This window comes from Acaryochloris thomasi RCC1774, assembly GCF_003231495.1.
GTDB lineage: Bacteria > Cyanobacteriota > Cyanobacteriia > Thermosynechococcales > Thermosynechococcaceae > RCC1774.
This window is the reverse complement of sequence record NZ_PQWO01000004.1, coordinates 356,113-374,734: the sequence shown is the minus strand read 5'-3', so window position 1 is coordinate 374,734 and position 18,622 is coordinate 356,113. Positions and strand designations below refer to the sequence as shown.

The window sequence follows — 18,622 nt, the reverse complement described above, 5'->3', positions numbered from 1 at the left end:
AACTGCCCTCGACTAATTTGATTAGACTCTGCAGATGGCTACCTTCAGGGCCAAGAAAGGCTAACTTATGGCTAACTTGTGGCTAAGTTAAGGATGCAAGTTTGGACGAGGTTCGGTTCTGGGCAATTGGAGATGATTTTCGCAGCCCAAATCAAATCCTCTCTCTCCATGATTTCTGGCAACAAAACCCGCTGTTGGACACATCTCCGCCCCAGGTAACACTTGCCACCCGGAGAGGCAGACATCAAAACACAAAGTTGTCAGCGCTGAGGTCATTAACGTCGAACGAATCCAGAGTGATCGTTGTCCCGGCCAGATCGTCGATCACTGCATTGCCGCCCACTGACGTGATGTGATTATTGAACAGGTCCGTGGCGTCAGAGATGCCGCTGATACCCGCAAGATCGATCACCTCGGCAGCCGCGAAGTCGAGGATGATATTGGCCCCGTTGTTGTCCTCGAAGATGAACGTGTCGTTGCCGCCGCCACCCGTGAGTTCATCGTCGCCAGCGCCGCCAACGAGGATGTCATTACCAGCGCTGCCAAAGAGTGCATCTCTGCCCGCACCGCCGATGAGGGTGTCACGACCCGCGCCGCCTATGAGGGTATCATTACCATTCCCACCATTGAGGAGGTCATTGCCACCTTGACCCAGTAGCTCATCGCTGTTGTCCTGACCATTGAGGATGTCACTCCCCGCACCACCGATGAGGGTGTCATTACCAACTCCCCCATTGAGGAGGTCATTGCCGCCTTGACCGAGAATCTCATCGCTATTGCCCTGGCCGTTAAGGGTGTCGTTACCATTGCCGCCTATGAGGGTGTCATTACCCGTGCCGCCATTGAGGAGGTCATTGCCACCTTGGCCGAAGATTTCATCGCTGTTGCCTTGGCCGTTGAGGGTGTCGTTACCATTCCCGCCCTCTAGGAGGTCATTGCCGTTGCCGCCATTGAGGAGGTCATTGCCCCCTTGGCCGAAGAGTTCATCGCTGTTGCCTTGGCCATTGAGGGTGTCATTGCCTGCGCCGCCTTCGAGGGTGTCATTGCCGTTGCCGCCAGAGAGTTCGTTGTTATCTCCGTTGCCTATCAGGAGGTCATTGCCTGCGTCACCTTGGATGTTGAGATCGTTGAAAAATACTGAGACGTTATCATCGTCCGCATTAGCAATCACCAAATCCAAGTCGCCATCGCTATCCAAGTCCTCTGCAACGACTGCAAATGGTCGATCTCCCACCGCAAAGGTTGATGGTGCCCCGAAGCCCCCATTACCATCGCCCAATAGTATTGATGCGTTATTGTCCTGCAGGCTTGTCGTGACTAGATCTAAGTTGCCATCCCCATTCAAATCGCCGACTGTGACTTCGAATGCCCTATGGCCCGCTGCGAAGGTCGATTGAGGCGCAAACCCTCCATTACCATCGCCCAGCAGCACGGAGACAGTGTCATCGTTCTCGTTAGCCGTCACCAGATCTAAGTTTCCATCTCCATTGAAGTCTCCGATGGCGACTGACTCTGGCTCCTCTCCGACTGCGAAGGTCGATTGAGGCGCGAACCCCCCATTGCCATCGCCCAACAGCACGGAGACAGTGTCATCGTTCTCGTTAGCCGTCACCAGATCTAAGTTTCCATCTCCATTAAAGTCCCCAATAACGACTTGCTCTGGAAGATCTCCGACTGCGAAGGTCAATTGAGGCGCGAACCCCCCATTGCCATCGCCCAACAGTACTGAGACCGTGTCATCTAACTCGTTTGTCGTTACGAGGTCGGCATTTCCATCTCCATTGAAGTCCCCGATAGCGACTTGCTCTGGAACATCTCCCACGGCGAAGGTCGCTTGAGGGGCAAAGCCTCCACTGCCATCGCCCAACAGCACGGAGATCGTGTCATCATCCAAGTTCGTCGTCACGAGGTCGGCATTTCCATCTCCATTGAAGTCCCCAATGGCGACGTCCGTTGGTAAATCTCCGACTGCGAAGGTTGATTGAGGCGCGAACCCCCCATTGCCATCGCCCAGTAGCACGGAGACAGTATCATCAAAGGCGTTAGCGGCTACCAGATCCAGGTTGCCATCCCCATTAAGGTCTCCGAAGGCTACTGACTGTGGATTATTGCCCACATCGAAGTTAGTTGCATCTTGAAATGTCACCATGATTATTTCCTTCTCTAGAATCAATTTGTGAATCACGCAAACCCCATTTGCATTGCTGTTGGGGGTTATAAGTCGCTGAACGCATTGCCGCTCGGGTTGAAGACTGGAACCCGGATGAAAAATCCAGGCTTGCCAATGTCAACTGCCCTCGACTAATTCGATTAGACTCTGCAGAAGGCTACGTTCAGGGCCAAGAAAGGCTAACTTATGGCTGACTTGTGGCTAACTTGATGCAGAGGACAGCATGTTGTGACAGCGAGGAGCGTTGCGACTCGTTTCAATTCCCTGATGTGTACCCATCTCTCTGTGCAAAGCCCTGATTCCGTCTGATCTGGCTGAATGAAGAGGGAGCCTCTGACGAAAATGACCCCATCGCGTCAATACCACGATGGGGCCAGCAGCTCTCTTGGTCGGAGCCAAAGCGTGAAATTTTAAGGATGATTGCTTACGCTAGCCAATCTCTCAACTGCTGCAGCTCCTCTGCAGCCATGTGGCTAACATTTGATTCTTCTGGGAAGATGACCTGCTCTACGTCGTGACCATACTTCTGCAGGGTTTGCAGCGTCAGCCCCTGATAATCTTGATACTTCTTCGCCAGCCGAAACTTACGCGGCGTAATGCCGAGAATGTCATTAACAATCAGTACCTGCCCATCCGTGTGCCGACCAGCCCCAATGCCAATTGTGGGAATCTTTAGCTTCTCAGTAACGATCTGCCCCAGCTCTTCAGGAATTAACTCCAGAACTAGCATCAAGATTCCCAACTGCTCAAGCCGCAGAGCATCTTCGACGAGAGCTTTCGCCTGATCAAAGCGCTTCCCCTGCACCGCCTTCTTGATATGGGTTTGAGGAAGCAACCCCAAATGACCGCAAAGGGGAATGTCGTGGGCAATCAAATGCTGGACGACCTCTACCGGCATCCCCTCTAGCTTCACAATGTCAGCCCCCTGTGCCAGCAAGTACTCAGCATTCTTGAGCGCTTGCTGAGGGGTTTCATAGGTACCAAAGGGCAGATCAGCCAAAATATAAGGCTCAGAAGCCCCTCGACAGACGGCCCGTAGATGGTGGGCAATATCTGCCAAAGTCACCTCCTGCTCACTGGCGTAGCCCAATACATTGGTGCCAACGCTGTCTCCCACAATGATTAGATCGACCCCCGCTTGCTCCTCTAGAACAGCAGTGGGGTAGTCATAGCAAGTGAGGGAGACAATTTTTTGACCGTTCTGCTTTTTTTGGCGCAAATAGGCTGCGTCTTTCTTCATCCGTTTTCTCGAACCCAAGCCTCAATAATGCGATTGGGAATATTAATCACGGGGTGTTCAAACAGTGCCTCAACGGCAGCTTCTCCACCCGCCTGAACCGCTCGCTTAAGACGGCCCTGCAGGGTCGTATCAGCCTTGAGCGCAATTTTCACCGTTTCCTCTGTTTGCTCGCTACCGAGCCGAGCTTCAGCGATGCGATCGAGAATGCCTTGTATATCCTCTCGCAGCGATAGAAAATCCCGTTCGCTGAGCTGACCTTGGGGATTCAGAGCAGACGGAGTAGAACCGGTCATCCCTTGAACAGCACCCACAACATCAATACCTGTCGTGTGCCGCAACTGCTCAATGAAAGCAGCCGACTTAGTCGCAGCACCGCCACCCATAGCATCGACAACCGTAACGTTTTCGATCTCAACCTCTGGCACAGTGGAAGAAAGCGTTGTCAGCAGCACTTCTAGCTTTTGCAGCAAAAAGATATCACGGGCCGCAGATCCAGCCGTTTGCCAGGATTCGGCCAGTCGCTGTGTACCTTCAGCCTGGGCTTTACCGTCTTCGATGATCTGAGAAGCATTACCCTGGGCCTGTGCGATCGCACGTTTACAAGCAGCCTCTGCCGGGGCTACCACATCTGCCTGAAGCTGTTGAGTTACCTGCTTAATCCGCTCCTGCTGTACCGGCACCTCAGACTCAATTCGCACCAGTTCAGAAGCAACCTCAGCCTCGACTTCCGCCACCACCGCTCCACGCTGGGTAAGAGCGTTTTGAATCCGGCGTTCAGCTTCTGCACGGGCCACGCCAATGTCACGATCTAAACGCTTCAGCGCAGTAATTCTCTCGTTCTCAGCCGTCCGAATCGCCGATTCAGCCTGAGTCTCTGCTTCTGAAATGCGGGCATCTCGTTGAAGATCGGCCTGTTGCTTGCGACCAATAGAATCTAAAAATCTTACATCGTCAGAGATATTTTGAATTTGCAGCGTATCCAGGACAAGTCCCAACTGCTCTAAATCATCTTCAGCCTCTTCGAGTAGGCTCTGAGCAAAGGCAAGTTTATCTTCGTTCACCTGCTCCGGTGTCAGACTGGCTAAAACTCCCCGAAGATTGCCCTCTAGCGTTTCTTTAGCAATTTGCTCAATTTCATTACGGGTTTTGCCCAGCAAGCGTTCAATGGCATTGTGAATGGTGGGTTCTTCACCCGCAATTTTGATATTGGCAACCCCATCCACCTTCAGCGGAATGCCGCCCTTAGAGTAAGCATTCGAGACGCGCAGCTCAATAATCATATTGGTCAAATCCATCCGCAGCGCCCGCTCTAGCAAAGGCACACGAATGCTGCTGCCTCCTTTGACCAAGCGATAGCCAACCCGTCGTCCATCGGGTGATTGGCGAGAACTTCCCGCAAAAATAAGGACTTCACTGGGCTGACAAATGTAGTAGAGATTGCGAATAACGAGAGCACCCGCGCCTGTCCCAGTTCCCAATAAAATCAGGATGGCAAATACAGCTTCAAACATTATTCAGAATCTCCTGTACGACTACGATTGAGGGTGCCAGTGACGTCAATTCCTAAGGTCTGGTCAACGCGTTCTAAGAACTGCCGCACAATTTCGGGGTAGGCGTTGGCAAGGCTAGCGATAGATTTACCGTCGCCGTTATCAATCACATTTACGCGTTTAAGATGCACCCGCTGCGGAATCTCAGCCGCCTGCTTAAGCACCATCTCAATCTGCTGAATCAAGAACACCTCTGAGGCATCTGTCCCTGTCTCTTGCCATACCTGAGAGAACAGGTCATTCACTTCAGCCGCCGCCTTAGCATTCTCTGCCAGCTCAGCCGCTGAGCCTTTTGCCGTCAGCTCTTGGGCCTGACGTCGAGCTTCAGCAGGTAACACTTCGTCAGCCTCTAAACGCAGCCGTTCTAGATCAGCACGCATGGCCTGAAGCTGCTGTTCGGCCCTAGCTTTTGCTTCTTTCGCTGCCGCAGTGGTTCGCTCTTCGGCAGATTTGGCTTCCTGCTCTAGCTCGGCCTTAATTTTCCGCAGTTCGTTTTGCTTTTGCTGAATTATGGAAAGGGCGTCTGTCTTGGCAACTTCTGCCTGCTGCTGGCAGTCGGCTTCGATGCGATCGGCTTCACCCATCGCATTAGACTCCGCAATCTCAGCATCTCGGACAATCTGAGCAATCCGACGGCGACCGATGGAGCTGAGGTAGTCAACTTCATCAGAGACGCTTTGAATCTTGAGCGTGTCAAGCTGCAGCCCCAGTTTTGATAAATCTCTAGAGACATCCTGGGCAATCCGCTCAGCAAACTGGAGGCGATCTTCGTTAATTTGCTCAGGGGTCAAGAGGGCGACAACGCCCCGGAGGTTGCCTTCCAGAGTTTCTCGGGCGACTCGGGAAATTTCGGCGCGATCGCGATCTAAAAAGCGCTCAATGGCGTTGCCCACAACGCTGTGATTGCTAGAGATTTTGACATTAGCAATGGCCTGAATATCCAGCGGCGTTCCCCCTTTCGAGTAGGCATTTTGCACCTCCACCGGGACGGGCATCGTGGTCACGTCCATTGTTTTGACGGTTTCAATAATCGGAATCGCAATCACTCGTCCGCCAAAAATGACCCGATAACCGAGGCTCTGACCTTCTTGATTCCGATGCTTGCGTCCCGAGAGGATCAAGATCTCATTGGGGTTGCAAATGCGAAGAAAGCTTTTGAGGAACCAAATTATCACGATTACAGCAAAAATTGTGAGAGCGATGGGAACCGCTGCCGCTTGCTGCTTATGGACGGTGAACTCTCCCATTTGAGAGCTACTCTCGTAGGCGATAGAAGTAGACCCCGTACTCGATTCCATTACGGATTCAGCAGGCCGAGAATCTGAAGAATGTTGATTCATAATGTCAACTGCCCTTAACCACAACTCATTGAACTGCGGCGCGGGCCACAGTTGGATCAATGTCATAAAAGACATCATCCGCAATACCTTTTTTATGCAGGAGACTGCTGCAGCGTTTCTTCAGCAACCACCCACACTTGATTGTTTTTAGTGCCGACGACCATCACTGATGTTCCAAACGCAAGGAGAGAGGGGTGATCGGTCATGGCAACGAAATCTCGGCTGGTACCTTTGACTTCGAGCCTTACCTTACCTCGCGTTGTGGCATCAAAGGGGATTTCCACCGTGCCGGAACAGCCAATTAGATCTTCGGCCCGAATTAAGCTGTCGGCATGGCGACGACGCAGGCTGAGTAAGATACTCGACATCGCAGTTCCTGCTAGCAACCCCATTGCCGCTGCAATGATCATCACGATGAACGGTGAGAGAGGCACCCGTAGGTGGGAGAAGACCAAGCCTGTCAGGCCGAAGAAGCAAAGCCCAAAAGTCCAAAATTTAAAGCTGGTCACGACATCAAGTAGCGTAAAGCCACGCTTCGACGAGCGAAAACGGGGAGGTGCAGACGTAGAGAGGCGACCATCCCCTTTATCGTTTAGGTCGAGATCGGTATCGGGTTCAAATTCGAATTCAACCCCATCGACGCCCCCAATAACAGCTAGGGCAACAAACACACCCCCGATCAAAAAACAAAACCAATAAATTGTTGCAAACATTTAATTTGAATGCGTTGAGCAATACCCCAATCTTAGTCAGGGATTTTGAGACTGGCGTGTTTTTGCAAAGTTCTGTAGCAATCTTTACTCAATTACGCAGCCAGTCTATTCCGTTTATTCACCGCAGTTTATCAACATCAATAGCGATAGAATGCGAAAGCCTACCACTCACTAATCATTTAAGGAAGCAGTCCAATCTCTCCCACTGATCTATCTCCCCCTACCTCTGAGCCTGCTGCCTCTTGGCATCAGGGAGCGCTTATCGAGCTTGTGATTGCAAATCTCAGCCCCACGGGTGATGGCGTGGGTCGTTGGGGAGAGGATCAGCGGGTGGTGTTTGTCCCCGATACGGTACCGGGCGATCGCATCTCTGCCCGCCTGGTTCGCGTCAAGCCCAAGTACGCCAACGCCCAGCTTCAAGAGCTTTTAGAACCATCGACGTATAGAATTCGGCCTCATTGTATAGTGGCCGATAAATGCGGCGGCTGTCAGTGGCAGCCAGTGGACTATACCTATCAGATCAGCGCCAAACAGGACCAAGTGGTTCAGGCCCTCGGGCGGATTGGTAAGTTTCAGGATCCGCCTGTGGATGAGATTTTGGCAGCGCCTTCACCGCTGGGCTATCGCAACAAAGTCACCTATCCCCTGACGAATCGCCGCAGTCACGGTGAGAAGAAAGTGCAGGCGGGCTACTACCGAAAAGGCAGTCACCGACTGGTTAACCTCAACCAGTGTCCAGTTCAAGATCCGCACCTTGATCCCCTGCTGGCGGCTATCAAGCAAGATATTCAAGATTTGGAATGGCCGGTTTACAACGAAAAGACTCACGAAGGCATTATTCGCCATCTGTCGATGCGGGTGGGGCGGCGAACGGAGGAAATTTTGATCACCTTGGTGGTGTGCAACGACGATATTCCGGTGCTCGGTGCCCAGGCTGCCGCTTGGATGCGAGACCACCCAGGAATTGTGGGCGTGTGTCTCAACATCAATTCTGAGCGCACGAATCGCATTTTTGGCAAGCGCACCGACTGTATTGTGGGTCGCCCCTATCTGGTGGAAGAGTTTGCGGGACTGCAGTTCCACATTCGGGCCAATACGTTTTTCCAGATTCATACTGAGCAAGCGGAAGCGCTGCTAGAGGTGATCTTGGCAGAACTTAATCTGCAGGGCCATGAAACGGTGCTGGATGCCTACTGTGGAATTGGGACGTTGTCTTTGCCTATTGCCCGTCATGCAGCCCAAGTCGTGGGATTAGAGGTGCAGGAAGAGGCGGTGAAAAGTGCGATCGCAAATGCAGCCCTGAACAACATCACCAACGTTACCTTCCAGACCGGCAAAGTTGAAAGGCTGCTGTCTGTGCAGGATGACACTCCTGACATCGTGCTGGTCGATCCGCCGCGCAAAGGCTGTTCAGAGGCCGTTGTTGAACAACTGCTAGAGCTGAAAGCACCTCGGCTGGTCTACATGAGCTGCAACCCCGCCACCCTGGCCCGCGATCTCAAATTCTTATGCCAAGGGGGTGACTATCAGCTTACCCGCGTGCAGCCCGCCGACTTCTTCCCCCAGACCGCCCATGTTGAATGTGTCGCATTCCTGGAGCGACAGTCACCAACGTGACGATTTCCCTAGCGGGCCTCAATCTCTTACTGGCAAGCATTTTTATCCTCGCTTTAGGGAGAGTCATTGAACATCTGCCGGGATTGAGGCAGCTCAATATTCCGGCATCCGTCATTGGCGGATTGACCTGTAGCGTGTTGCTATCAGGCCTGAGTTTTTATACCCCCATTCAGTTCGAGTTTGGCCTTGCACTCAGAGATGCTTGCCTGCTGATCTTCTTTGGAGCCTTGGGATTTACGGCTCAGATTAAGCGGCTACAGCAGGGAGGACGGACTCTGGCGATTCTGTTTGGCATTACGGTGATTTTTCTAGTGCTCCAGAACATCACAGGAGTTCTAGTAGCCTCCTTACTTCAGCAGCCGCTGATCTACGGCTTGCTGGCAGGGACCATTGCCTGTGCGGGTGGCCACGCCACCGCAATCACCTGGGGCACAGTAATGGAAGCGCATGGCTTTACCGATGCAGTGGAGTTCGGCTCTGCGGCGGCTACCTTAGGCTTAGTACTGGGGGGACTCTTGGGGGGACCTATCGCCCAACGCCTAATTCATCGTCATCAGCTGCAGGCTGAATTGCCCGAGCTTTTCTTGAATGACACCGCCCAGACGGAAGAGACAGTTCCGACAACCTTAGATTCTGTGATGGGGGCTGCCGTCCTGCTGGCCCTCGCCCTGAGCCTAGGGTTGGGGCTACACACATTACTGCTGCGTTGGGGGATTATCATCCCGAGCTTTTTGCCGGTCTTGATTGCCGGAGCGACGTTAACCAACCTCCTGGACGCCCTCAAAGTTACGGTGCATCAATCTGTCATTCGTCTATCAGGCAACGTGACACTGCAGCTTTTCTTAGTCATGAGCCTCATGAGTTCGCAGTGGCTAACATTGGCCGACAATGCAGGGCCACTGATCGCGATCCTAGCGGCTCAAAGTCTGGTGATGGTGATGTTCGCCTCTTTCATTGTTTTTCCGCTGGTGGGTCGTGACTACGATGCCACCGTGCTCTGTGCAGGCTTCACAGGGCTGGGATTAGGTGCGACTCCCATTGGCATCGCTAACATGCAGGCCATTACAGATCAGTATGGTGCTTCATCTAAAGCCTTCGTCCTCATTCCGTTGATGGGGGTCTTCTGTTTAGACATCACCAATAGCGTGATCATTGAGGGCTGCCTGCAACTGCCGTTCATCGTTCTATGAGGCAGCCTATTTAAGTACAGGTTATGCTGGCGTTAAGCTCTGCCGCAGGTCTCGTGACTCTGAAGACAGGGTGATAAGATCTGCCTGGATACAAAAATATACGCTATTTTGCACATCAAAAACTGAAATTAAAGGCACTGTATGCTCTCAACTGATTCTGCCTTACAACAGCTGGGCTCAATATCGGCCACCGTTGATCAGATTTTGCTAGTTGAAGATGAAGAAAATATTCGTGAAACAATTGCCCTAGCCCTCAGAAGCGAAGGCTATCGGGTTTCCACCGCAGCAGATGGCCGCTCGGCCCTAGAGTTTTTGCAGTCTATGCAGCGACGTGGTCACATCTCGGAAACGCCAGGTCTTGACTTGATTATTCTCGACATCATGCTGCCGGGTATTAATGGTCTCGATCTCTGTCGGTTTCTGAGACGGGAAGGTTCCGCAATTCCCGTGCTCATGCTCAGCGCCAAAGGCACAGAGGCCGACCGGGTGGTGGGCCTTGAAGTGGGCGCGGATGACTACCTTACGAAACCCTTTGGCATGCGGGAGCTCATTGCTCGCTGTCGTGCCTTGCTGCGCCGTAATCGCTTCAATACCCAGGGGCAGGGCGCAATGCTGCAGGTGCGCGAGATTTGCCTCTACACCGAAGAATGTCGGGTGACCGTCCGCAATCAAGAGGTCAATCTATCCCCTAAAGAGTTCCGAATTTTAGAGCTGTTCATGAGCTATCCTCGGCGGGTTTGGCCACGAGAGCAAATTCTAGAGAAGATCTGGGGGCCTGATTTCATTGGCGATAGCAAGACAGTGGACGTGCATATCCGCTGGCTGCGAGAAAAAATTGAAGAAGATCCCAGTAAGCCTGACTATCTGGTCACGGTTCGTGGCTTTGGCTATCGATTTGGCTAAATATTGCTCTTCTCGACAGGCCGCTGATCATGGCTTTTGTATGGTTCCTCTGTGGGCTGGCGGTGGGCCTGGGCCTATTTGTTGAGTCCAGTCGGCGCTTAAACCGGAGGCTCGCGGAGATGCTCCGGCTGTTCTCGGGTGGCACTAACGCGAGAAAAAGCGTGACTTTAGGGCAGTTTAATCGCTTGCTCACCCAGAGCCGCACCGAACAGCGAGACCTGCAGCAGCAGGCTCTGGTGTGGAGAAACATTTTAAAGGCAGCACCCATCGGCTATCTAGAGGTTGATGGGGCAGATCAAATCCACTGGTATAACTCGACGGCCCGCCAGTTGCTCAAGATCGATCTTTCTCCCCGCCTCACAGAGGGACGACTGCTGCTGCAGGTGGTGCGCTCTCTAGAGCTAGAGAAACTCATCAGAGATGTGCGCCAATCCCAGCAGTCTAACTGCCAAGACTGGATTGTGTATACGCTACCCATTGATGGCCTACCGGGGACGGCACAAAGTCTGCCGTTGAGAGGTTACGGCATTCCACTACCAGATCTGCATGTAGGCGTGTTTGTTGAAGATCGCCAAGAGGCAACGACGCTGACGCAGGAGCGCGATCGCTGGGCTTCAGATGTCGCCCACGAACTCAAGACCCCGCTGACGTCCATTCGCCTGATGGTGGAGACGCTACAGTCTCAAATTGAACCCAGCCTACATAACTGGACTGAACGCCTTTTGAATGAGACCACGCGGCTCAGTAATTTAGTCCAGGATGTACTGGAACTCAGTCACGTCAGCGGTCGAAATGAAGATGTTTTATGTTTATCTGCGGTGGATTTACCGGCGTTGGTGCGCTCTGCATGGCTAAATCTAGAGCCGCTGGCGCAGCAGAGAAACCTGGCGCTCTACTACCAGGGGCCTGATCATTTAAGCCTGCAGGCGGATGAAGCGCGTCTCTATCGGGTGTTGGTGAACATCATCGACAACGGGATTAAGCATAGTCACTATGATCAGGCGATCATGATCGAGATCGGCACAGAGGCGAAGCCGCAGACCGAGCCGGGGCAGACGGAGGAGGCTGATTGGGTTGTCATTGACATCATTGATGCGGGTGACGGGTTCCCGCCAGTTGCGATCGCACATATTTTCAAGCGTTTTTTTCGGGCCGACACCTCACGGGTGCGAACCAGCGGCTCTAACGGCTCTAGCCTCCAGACCCTTCCGGCAACGGGCAGCGGCAGCGGTTTAGGTCTAGCGATTGTGGCGCAAATTGTCGCCGCTCATGGAGGGCGCGTCGAGGCCCAAAATCATCCTAAAACTGGCGGAGCCTGGTTACGGATTTTGCTACCCCATTCACTCTAAGATCAGACTGTTCCTGCAATAAGAGCTGTACGGCATCCATGAAGACCGACCCCATTGATCTGGCTCCCTACATAGACCATACGCTGCTGGACCCGTTGGCAATTCCAGAGAAAATTGTCCAATTCTGTGAGCAGGCAGAGCGATTTGCCTTCCCGACGGTGTGCGTTTATCCCGTCCACGTGAAGCAGGCAGTGGATTTGCTCCATCGCAAGTCGTCGCAGGTCTCTACTGTGATTGGGTTCCCCAGCGGGGCAACCACCTCGGCCGTAAAACTTTATGAGGCCCAAGAAGCCGTCGATCATGGCGCAACGGAGTTAGATGTGGTGATCAACCTCGGCTGGCTGAAGGCGGGCAATATTGACGCCGTTCACCGAGAAATCGCTGAAATTTGTGCTGCCACGGGGCAAACCGTAAAGGCTATTTTAGAAATGACAGTATTAACTGAGTCCGAAAAGCGGCTAGCAGCCGAAGCCTGTGCAGATGCGGGAGCTAGTTTCCTGAAAACCAGTACCGGCTGGAACGGCGGGGCGACGGTTGCTGATGTAAAGTTATTAAAAGAGGTGGGTTGCGATCGCATCGGTATCAAAGCCTCCGGCGGCATCCGCACCTTTGAGCAAGCCATCGCTCTCATTCAAGCCGGGGCAACCCGTTTAGGCACATCTAGAGGTCTCGATCTAATTCAGCAACAGGCTGAATCTCTAGCGTAGCGAAGCTACGTGCCCTATAGCCACAACGACTACTTTTCCTGCGCGAGTCACGATTGAATGAGCAGCCTAGCATGAGCCGAGTTTATAAAGCGACAGGAATCAACCTCAAAAGCATGGCGCTGGGCGAAGCCGACCGGCTGCTCACGATTTTGACACGGGAACGAGGCTTAGTCCGCGCTGTTGCCGGGGGAGCCCGCAAACCCAAATCAAAACTAGGGGGCCGCAGTTCCTTATTCGTCGTCAATAACTTAGTGATGTCTGAGGGGCGCTCCCTGGATCGCCTTTCGCAGGCAGAAACATTGGTTTCTTACCCCGGTCTCAGCCGCGACCTCGCCAAGTTAACGGTGGCTCAGTACTGGGCAGAACTTGTTCTTCATCAAGCCCTGAGCGGACAGCCCCAGCCCGAGCTTTTCGACTTTCTCTGTGACCGGCTCGCTGAACTCGAACAAACAGACCCAGACCAGATTCCTGTCTCCTTGATTGAAGGCATCTATCAGCTCTTGGACTGGGCTGGGATTGCCCCTCAAGTCAACGCATGCTGCATCACCCAGGAGCCTCTGATCCCCAACCTGTCTGACCCAGACTGGCGCGTAGGCTTTAGCCCTAGCTCAGGCGGGGCCGTGGCTCTGTCTGCCTGGAATCAAGAGCAGTGGCAAAGCAAGCCGGTCTCAAAATTTGTCGCGAGCGACCGCCGAGGGCCGATCCGAAAGGCCCGAAACCGAGAGCAGACAAAGCTCAACGCCATAGAGCTAAGGCTCCTGCAACTGCTATCGCAATCGATTGAGCAAGGGGGAGAAGCAGCAGCCCCCTCTGAAGCACCGCTCTCGCCCCTCAGTCGCCAGGAATCAATCGCAGTGTGGATGTCCCTAGAGCGGGCACTGCGCCACTATGTTCAGTATTACTTTGAGCAGCCCATCCGTTCTGCCAGCCTGCTTGAAACCTGTTTTGCTCCCACTGTGCCCCGTTCTGTAAAGTCATGACCTCTATCCGTGACCCAAAATCTGATCCGAAGTCTCCTAAGACTTACCCAAGCGGTCGGCGACCGACCTCGCCGCCTCGATCGAAGCCTGCATCCGCAAACGCCGAGAAAAAACCCGTTAGCGAGCTGTCTAATCCGCACTCCGTAGAGGTCGAAGAGACTGAAGCACAAGGCTTCGGACCTGTCTTGCAGAACCGCAACTTTTTGATGCTGTGGGCGGGGCAGGTCTTCTCTCAGGTGGCCGATAAGTTTTACCTGGTGCTGATGATTGCTCTGATCAGCAGTCGATTTCAAGAAGCCGATCAGACCATCAGCGGCTGGGTTTCGTCGATCATGATTGCCTTTACAATCCCAGCCGTTTTGTTTGGCTCTATTGCTGGAGTCTACGTTGATCGATGGCCGAAACGCCCCACCCTAGTGCTCACGAATATCGTTCGAGGAGTGCTAGTTCTCTTGCTGTTCCCGACCTTGGCGGCTCTCCAACCAGGTCTGGAGTGGATGGGGGTTCCTTTCGGATTTTGGCTGCTGCTGTTGGTCACCTTTTTAGTCTCGGCTCTGACCCAGTTCTTTGCCCCTGCAGAGCAGGCTGCGATCCCGCTGGTGGTGCCACGAGAGCACCTGCTGAGTGCCAATGCCCTTTATACCTTCACGATGATGCTAGCCGTCATTGCGGGCTTCGCAGCGGGTGAACCTCTTCTAGCCTTAGCCAGCACCTTCACCGACACCTGGGCTGGGACTCGCGATTTGGGGGCTATGGTGGTGGTGGGTGGAAGCTACGGAGTCGCTGGACTGCTCTTGTGCCTACTGGTCACCGGCGAATCAGCGAACGATTCTGATGCTGAAGACGCTCACGTTTGGGCTGACATCAAGGATGGGCTGCGCTACCTCGGTCAGCAAAGGCAGGTGCGGGGTGCCTTAATTCAGCTCGTGATTTTATTTTCTGTCTTTGCGGCTCTAGCCGTATTAGTCGTTCGTCTAGCTGAGATTTTGCCCGCTCTAGAAGCCTCTCAATTTGGTTTTCTCTTGGCGGCTGGCGGGGTTGGCATGGCGCTCAGCGTCGCCCTTCTGGGCCAACTGGGCCATCGAGTTAAACCCCATCGGCTCAGCTTCTATGGCTCGATGGGCATGGCGGTGATGCTTGCTGGTCTGGCATTTACCACCCAGTCTCTCTGGGGCGTCTTAGGCTGTCTCTTTGGTCTCGGAGCCTTTGCCGCCCTCGTTGGGGTGCCGATGCAGACCACGATTCAATCCCGTACGCCGGAGGAAATGCGGGGCAAAGTCTTCGGCCTTCAGAATAATGCGGTGAACATTGCGCTCAGCCTGCCCCTAGCCCTGGCTGGACTGGCAGAAACAGCTTGGGGATTAGGCCCTGTCTTTCTAGGTTTAGCGAGCCTTGTGGTTACAGGGGGACTCCTATCCTGGTATATTGCCGATACTGGGTCTTTGTACTCAGAACAATCCTCCGTGGAGTCTTGAGACGATCTAAGCTGAATGCACATTGCCTGGATTGGGAAAAAATCGCCGCCTTGCGGCAATGTCACCTATGGTCGAGAGATCACCAATAGGCTCCTAGATCGAGGTTATCTGGTGAGCTTTCTGCATTTTTCTCAAGATGAAGAAGAGGCGGCCAACTGCGCTGTTCCAGAGCTACTCTCAGAGTGCAAGGAAGTTTCACTCCCGTTTTTATACAAATCCCAGGTCTACACCATCCCAACGCTGCGTTCGAGCAAGGTGCTGGCCCAATCGTTAGCGGCGCTGAAGCCAGACGTCGTTCACGCGTCTTTGACGCTATCGCCCCTTGATTTCATGCTGCCGGAAATCTGCCAGGAGTTAGGGGTGCCCTTAGTGGCAACATTCCACCCGCCCTTTAGCCATAAGCATCTGAGTCTATCGGCAGGGACGCAGCACTTTATGTATCAGCTTTACGCGCCTTCGCTGGCAAACTACAACGCGGTGATTGTGTTCTCGAAGGCACAGCGAGATTTGTTAATGCGCCTTGGGGTCCCACCCGAAATCTTGGTGGTGATTCCCAATGGGGTGGATACGGCGAAATACAGCCCAGGGCCGTCCAGCGCTAAGGCCGAATTTGATGCCGAGCACTTATATGTTTACCAGGGCCGGATTGCCATTGAAAAAAATGTAGAATCGCTGCTGAAAGCATGGCGGCAATCTGATATGCCCAGTCAAGCCAAGCTGCTGCTGATGGGCGACGGGCCTCTACGGAACGGTTTGATGCCCACCTATAGCTCGGAACACAATATTATTTGGCTGGGAACGGTGACCGATGAACACCGCCGCATTGAAATTCTCCGAGGGGCAGACGTGTTTATTTTGCCCTCCTTTGTTGAGGGGCTTTCGCTCTCTTTATTAGAAGGCATGGCCTGTGGTGTTGCTTGTCTAGCAACTGATGCGGGGGCTGACGGCGAAGTTTTAGAAAAGGGAGCCGGCATTGTCCTTAATCCTCAGCGGGCCAAGGGAGAGCTACAGACCCTGCTACCGATGCTGATCGATCATCCCGAAATTGTCAAAATTCTAGGGCAGAAGGCGCGAGAGCGGGTGCTTGAACGCTACGATCTAACACAGAATCTTGATCAGCTTGAGCGATTCTATAGTCAGATGTTTCAAAAACCTGAGGTTGCTCTCCGTTGAAAGAAGGTTGCGATTACCGAAGGTAGGCCTGGGCCATCGCAATCCAGCGCGGCAGGTTTCGGCTGCGGTATGGAACTCAGTTAAGACAATCGAAGACTATAGTTTTAGATGTTCGTTGTGGGGAAGACTATGTCTTATTTTTCTAACTGGCTGCAGCCCTATCGTGCTCACTCGCTTTCATTGTCTGCGGCAATCGTTTTAAGTCTGGTCACAGCCCTACCGGTCAGAGCACAGGAGCCGTTACTTCGAACCCTCACCGTCACGGGACAGGGCATCGAGAACATTCAAACTACATTGGCAACGGTCCGGCTTGGGGTTGAGGTGCAGGGCCCATCGGCGGAGGCGGTGCAGGCAGAGGTGGCGCGGCGCTCCAGTGCGGTGGTCAAGCTACTGGAGTCACGGAAGGTGGATAAGCTGCAAACGACGGGCATCAGCTTAAATGCAGACTATAAATACAACGAAGGCAGAAAACGCCAGCTTGTGGGGTACCAAGGCCGCAATATCGTCAGTTTTCAAACCGAGATCGAGAATGCCGGTCCCCTGATGGATGCATCGGTGAAGGCGGGAGCCAGCCGCATCGATGGCGTGTCGTTTATGGCGACGGAAGATGCGATCGCAACCGCTCAAAAAGCCGCGCTCCAGGACGCCACCCAAGAAGCTCAAGCACAGGCCAAGGCAGTCTTAGAGTCCCTGGGCTTCGCCCCTAAAGAGATTGTGGGTATCCAGGTCAACGGTGCTTCATCTCCGCTCCCCCCTCGCCCCGTCAACCGAGCGTTAGCGGCAGAAGCCTCGTCCCAACCTATCATCGGTGGCGAGCAGGCCGTTCGCTCATCTGTGACCCTGCAAATTAGCTACTAAACTTTTACTCTTTAGTGTCGCTAGCGGATTATAACTGCCGATGGCGATCGCTAATCTAGCGCCAGGTTATGAATCTGCAGTCGCTGATGCTCGGTTTTGATACAGGCATCCATGATTACGTTAAGCCCTGCTTGGGTGGCCTGTTCTGCTGCACCCAGGTCTGAAATGCCGAGTTGGGTCCAGAGGGTTGCCGCTTGCGTTGCGATCGTATCTGCCACAATCTCGGGCAAAAACTCAGCCCGACGAAAGACATTCACAATATCAATAGGGGCCGGTACATCTCGCAAAGAAGCATAGCTGAGATGTCCGTCAATTTCAGTGACGCGCGGATTGATGGGGTACACCTGATAGCCCGCCTCGCGTAAAAAATGGGCTACCTGATAGCTATCTCGATGGGACTTTTCAGAATGGCCCACCACCGCGATCACCTTGGCATAGGTCAGCAAATAACGGAGCGTGTCATCCTCGGGCTTTAGGGGTGGCATCGTTTTGACAATTAACAACTGGATTCTGTCAAAGCCAGCAACACCGCCTTTTGTGAAAAAGCAAAGATAAACCTAAAAACGGAGGTATGGCTCAGAAAAATTATTGTATTTCTAAAGAAACGTCAAAGCAACCACACAACGGTAGCAATCCGGTCAACAATGTATGCAAGTTCTTTACGGCTATCCCCATGCAACGTTCTCGTCCTCTGCAACAGGCAGAGCCAGATCTCAATAGCCGCATACTGACGGCCGCACAGCATTTATTCGCACGCCAAGGTTTTGAAAAGACCACCACTCGACAATTAGCAGAAAAAGCAGGCGTCGCTGAAGGCACCCTCTTCCGGCATTTTGACAATAAGAAGTCGATTCTAGCGGCGGTCGTCACCCAGGGCTGGAGCGAGATGCTCACGGACCTGTTAACCGAGCTGAGTGAAGTCGCGAGCTACAAAGCGGTTTCTAAGGTGATGCAAAAACGGATGCTGCACCTCCATGAACACGGTGACATGATGCGAGTCTGCTTCATGGAAGCCCAGTACCATCCAGAACTGCGAGAGCGCATCGAAACCGACGTGATTGGCAAAATGCAAAGCGTCACCGAAGCCTTTATCCAAACCGGCATTGATCGAGGGGTCTATCGGTCGCTCAACCCAGAGCTGGTGGCCCGCATCTTTTTAGGCATGTTTATGATTGCCGGATTTAGTCAGGACACACTAACAGAGGCTCGTTCCCCTAAAGAGCAGAAAGATATGGCTGAACTGCTAGCCGACGTCTTTTTACACGGAATCTTGGCTCCAGCCTGCTGAATCTTGCAATAAAAAACCAGAGGCTGGAGCCTCTGGTAGATTCAAACAACACAAGGAGACAAATCAAAA

General features: G+C 53.2%; 16 protein-coding genes. 10 read left to right on the top strand and 6 right to left on the bottom strand.

What is annotated here, in order from left to right; translation table 11 throughout:
- Nucleotides 1-244 precede the first annotated feature (244 nt).
- The 5 genes from C1752_RS09380 to C1752_RS09360 form a co-directional block, all read right to left on the bottom strand.
- On the bottom strand, nt 245-2,149 hold the full coding sequence (locus C1752_RS09380) for an FG-GAP-like repeat-containing protein (protein WP_110985784.1): 1,905 nt from the start codon (nt 2,147-2,149) through the stop codon (nt 245-247).
- 445 nt (nt 2,150-2,594) lie between these two features.
- Nucleotides 2,595-3,410: a 3-methyl-2-oxobutanoate hydroxymethyltransferase gene (panB, locus tag C1752_RS09375; RefSeq protein WP_110985783.1), complete on the bottom strand. Its 816-nt coding sequence runs from the start codon at nt 3,408-3,410 to the stop codon at nt 2,595-2,597.
- The gene (locus tag C1752_RS09370) at nt 3,407-4,921 is read right to left on the bottom strand and encodes a flotillin family protein (RefSeq protein WP_110985782.1); all 1,515 of its coding nucleotides are present in this window, start codon (nt 4,919-4,921) and stop codon (nt 3,407-3,409) included. The genes panB and C1752_RS09370 overlap by 4 nt, the downstream gene beginning before the upstream one ends.
- A complete protein-coding gene (locus C1752_RS09365) occupies nt 4,921-6,207 on the bottom strand; it encodes a flotillin family protein (RefSeq protein WP_233501494.1) in 1,287 nt (428 codons plus the stop codon). Before C1752_RS09365 ends, C1752_RS09370 begins: the two co-directional genes overlap by 1 nt.
- 185 nt (nt 6,208-6,392) lie before the next feature.
- On the bottom strand, nt 6,393-7,013 hold the full coding sequence (locus C1752_RS09360; protein ID WP_110985781.1) for a DUF1449 family protein: 621 nt from the start codon (nt 7,011-7,013) through the stop codon (nt 6,393-6,395).
- Nucleotides 7,014-7,208: 195 nt separating this feature from the next.
- Between C1752_RS09360 and rlmD the strand changes: the two genes are divergently transcribed.
- The 9 genes from rlmD (at nt 7,209) to C1752_RS09315 (ending at nt 17,265) form a co-directional block, all read left to right on the top strand.
- Complete coding sequence (gene rlmD, locus C1752_RS09355; RefSeq protein WP_110985780.1) at nt 7,209-8,630, top strand: 23S rRNA (uracil(1939)-C(5))-methyltransferase RlmD; 1,422 nt, start codon at nt 7,209-7,211, stop codon at nt 8,628-8,630.
- Complete coding sequence (gene gltS / locus C1752_RS09350; protein ID WP_158535048.1) at nt 8,627-9,820, top strand: sodium/glutamate symporter; 1,194 nt, start codon at nt 8,627-8,629, stop codon at nt 9,818-9,820. Before rlmD ends, gltS begins: the two co-directional genes overlap by 4 nt.
- 141 nt (nt 9,821-9,961) lie before the next feature.
- Nucleotides 9,962-10,723, top strand: a complete 762-nt coding sequence (locus C1752_RS09345; protein ID WP_110985778.1) for a response regulator transcription factor — start codon at nt 9,962-9,964, stop codon at nt 10,721-10,723.
- Nucleotides 10,724-10,752: 29 nt separating this feature from the next.
- Complete coding sequence (locus C1752_RS09340) at nt 10,753-12,072, top strand: sensor histidine kinase (RefSeq protein WP_110985777.1); 1,320 nt, start codon at nt 10,753-10,755, stop codon at nt 12,070-12,072.
- Between the two features lie 38 nt (nt 12,073-12,110).
- Entirely contained in the window at nt 12,111-12,779 is a 669-nt protein-coding gene (gene deoC, locus C1752_RS09335) for a deoxyribose-phosphate aldolase (RefSeq protein ID WP_110985776.1), read from the top strand.
- A gap of 71 nt (nt 12,780-12,850) precedes the next feature.
- Complete coding sequence (gene recO, locus C1752_RS09330; protein WP_110985775.1) at nt 12,851-13,759, top strand: DNA repair protein RecO; 909 nt, start codon at nt 12,851-12,853, stop codon at nt 13,757-13,759.
- Complete coding sequence (locus C1752_RS09325; protein ID WP_110985774.1) at nt 13,756-15,234, top strand: MFS transporter; 1,479 nt, start codon at nt 13,756-13,758, stop codon at nt 15,232-15,234. The genes recO and C1752_RS09325 overlap by 4 nt, the downstream gene beginning before the upstream one ends.
- Nucleotides 15,235-15,249: 15 nt before the next feature.
- Nucleotides 15,250-16,407 (top strand): glycosyltransferase family 4 protein, encoded by a 1,158-nt coding sequence (locus tag C1752_RS09320; protein WP_110985773.1) that lies wholly within the window; start codon nt 15,250-15,252, stop codon nt 16,405-16,407.
- A 129-nt stretch (nt 16,408-16,536) separates the two neighbouring features.
- Nucleotides 16,537-17,265 (top strand): SIMPL domain-containing protein, encoded by a 729-nt coding sequence (locus tag C1752_RS09315; RefSeq protein ID WP_110985772.1) that lies wholly within the window; start codon nt 16,537-16,539, stop codon nt 17,263-17,265.
- Nucleotides 17,266-17,315: 50 nt separating this feature from the next.
- Here C1752_RS09315 and C1752_RS09310 read toward each other — a convergent pair whose 3' ends face one another.
- Nucleotides 17,316-17,750: a CoA-binding protein gene (locus C1752_RS09310; RefSeq protein ID WP_110985771.1), complete on the bottom strand. Its 435-nt coding sequence runs from the start codon at nt 17,748-17,750 to the stop codon at nt 17,316-17,318.
- A 188-nt stretch (nt 17,751-17,938) separates the two neighbouring features.
- Between C1752_RS09310 and C1752_RS09305 the strand changes: the two genes are divergently transcribed.
- Entirely contained in the window at nt 17,939-18,553 is a 615-nt protein-coding gene (locus C1752_RS09305; protein WP_110985846.1) for a TetR/AcrR family transcriptional regulator, read from the top strand.
- The last annotated feature ends 69 nt before the right edge of the window (nt 18,554-18,622 follow it).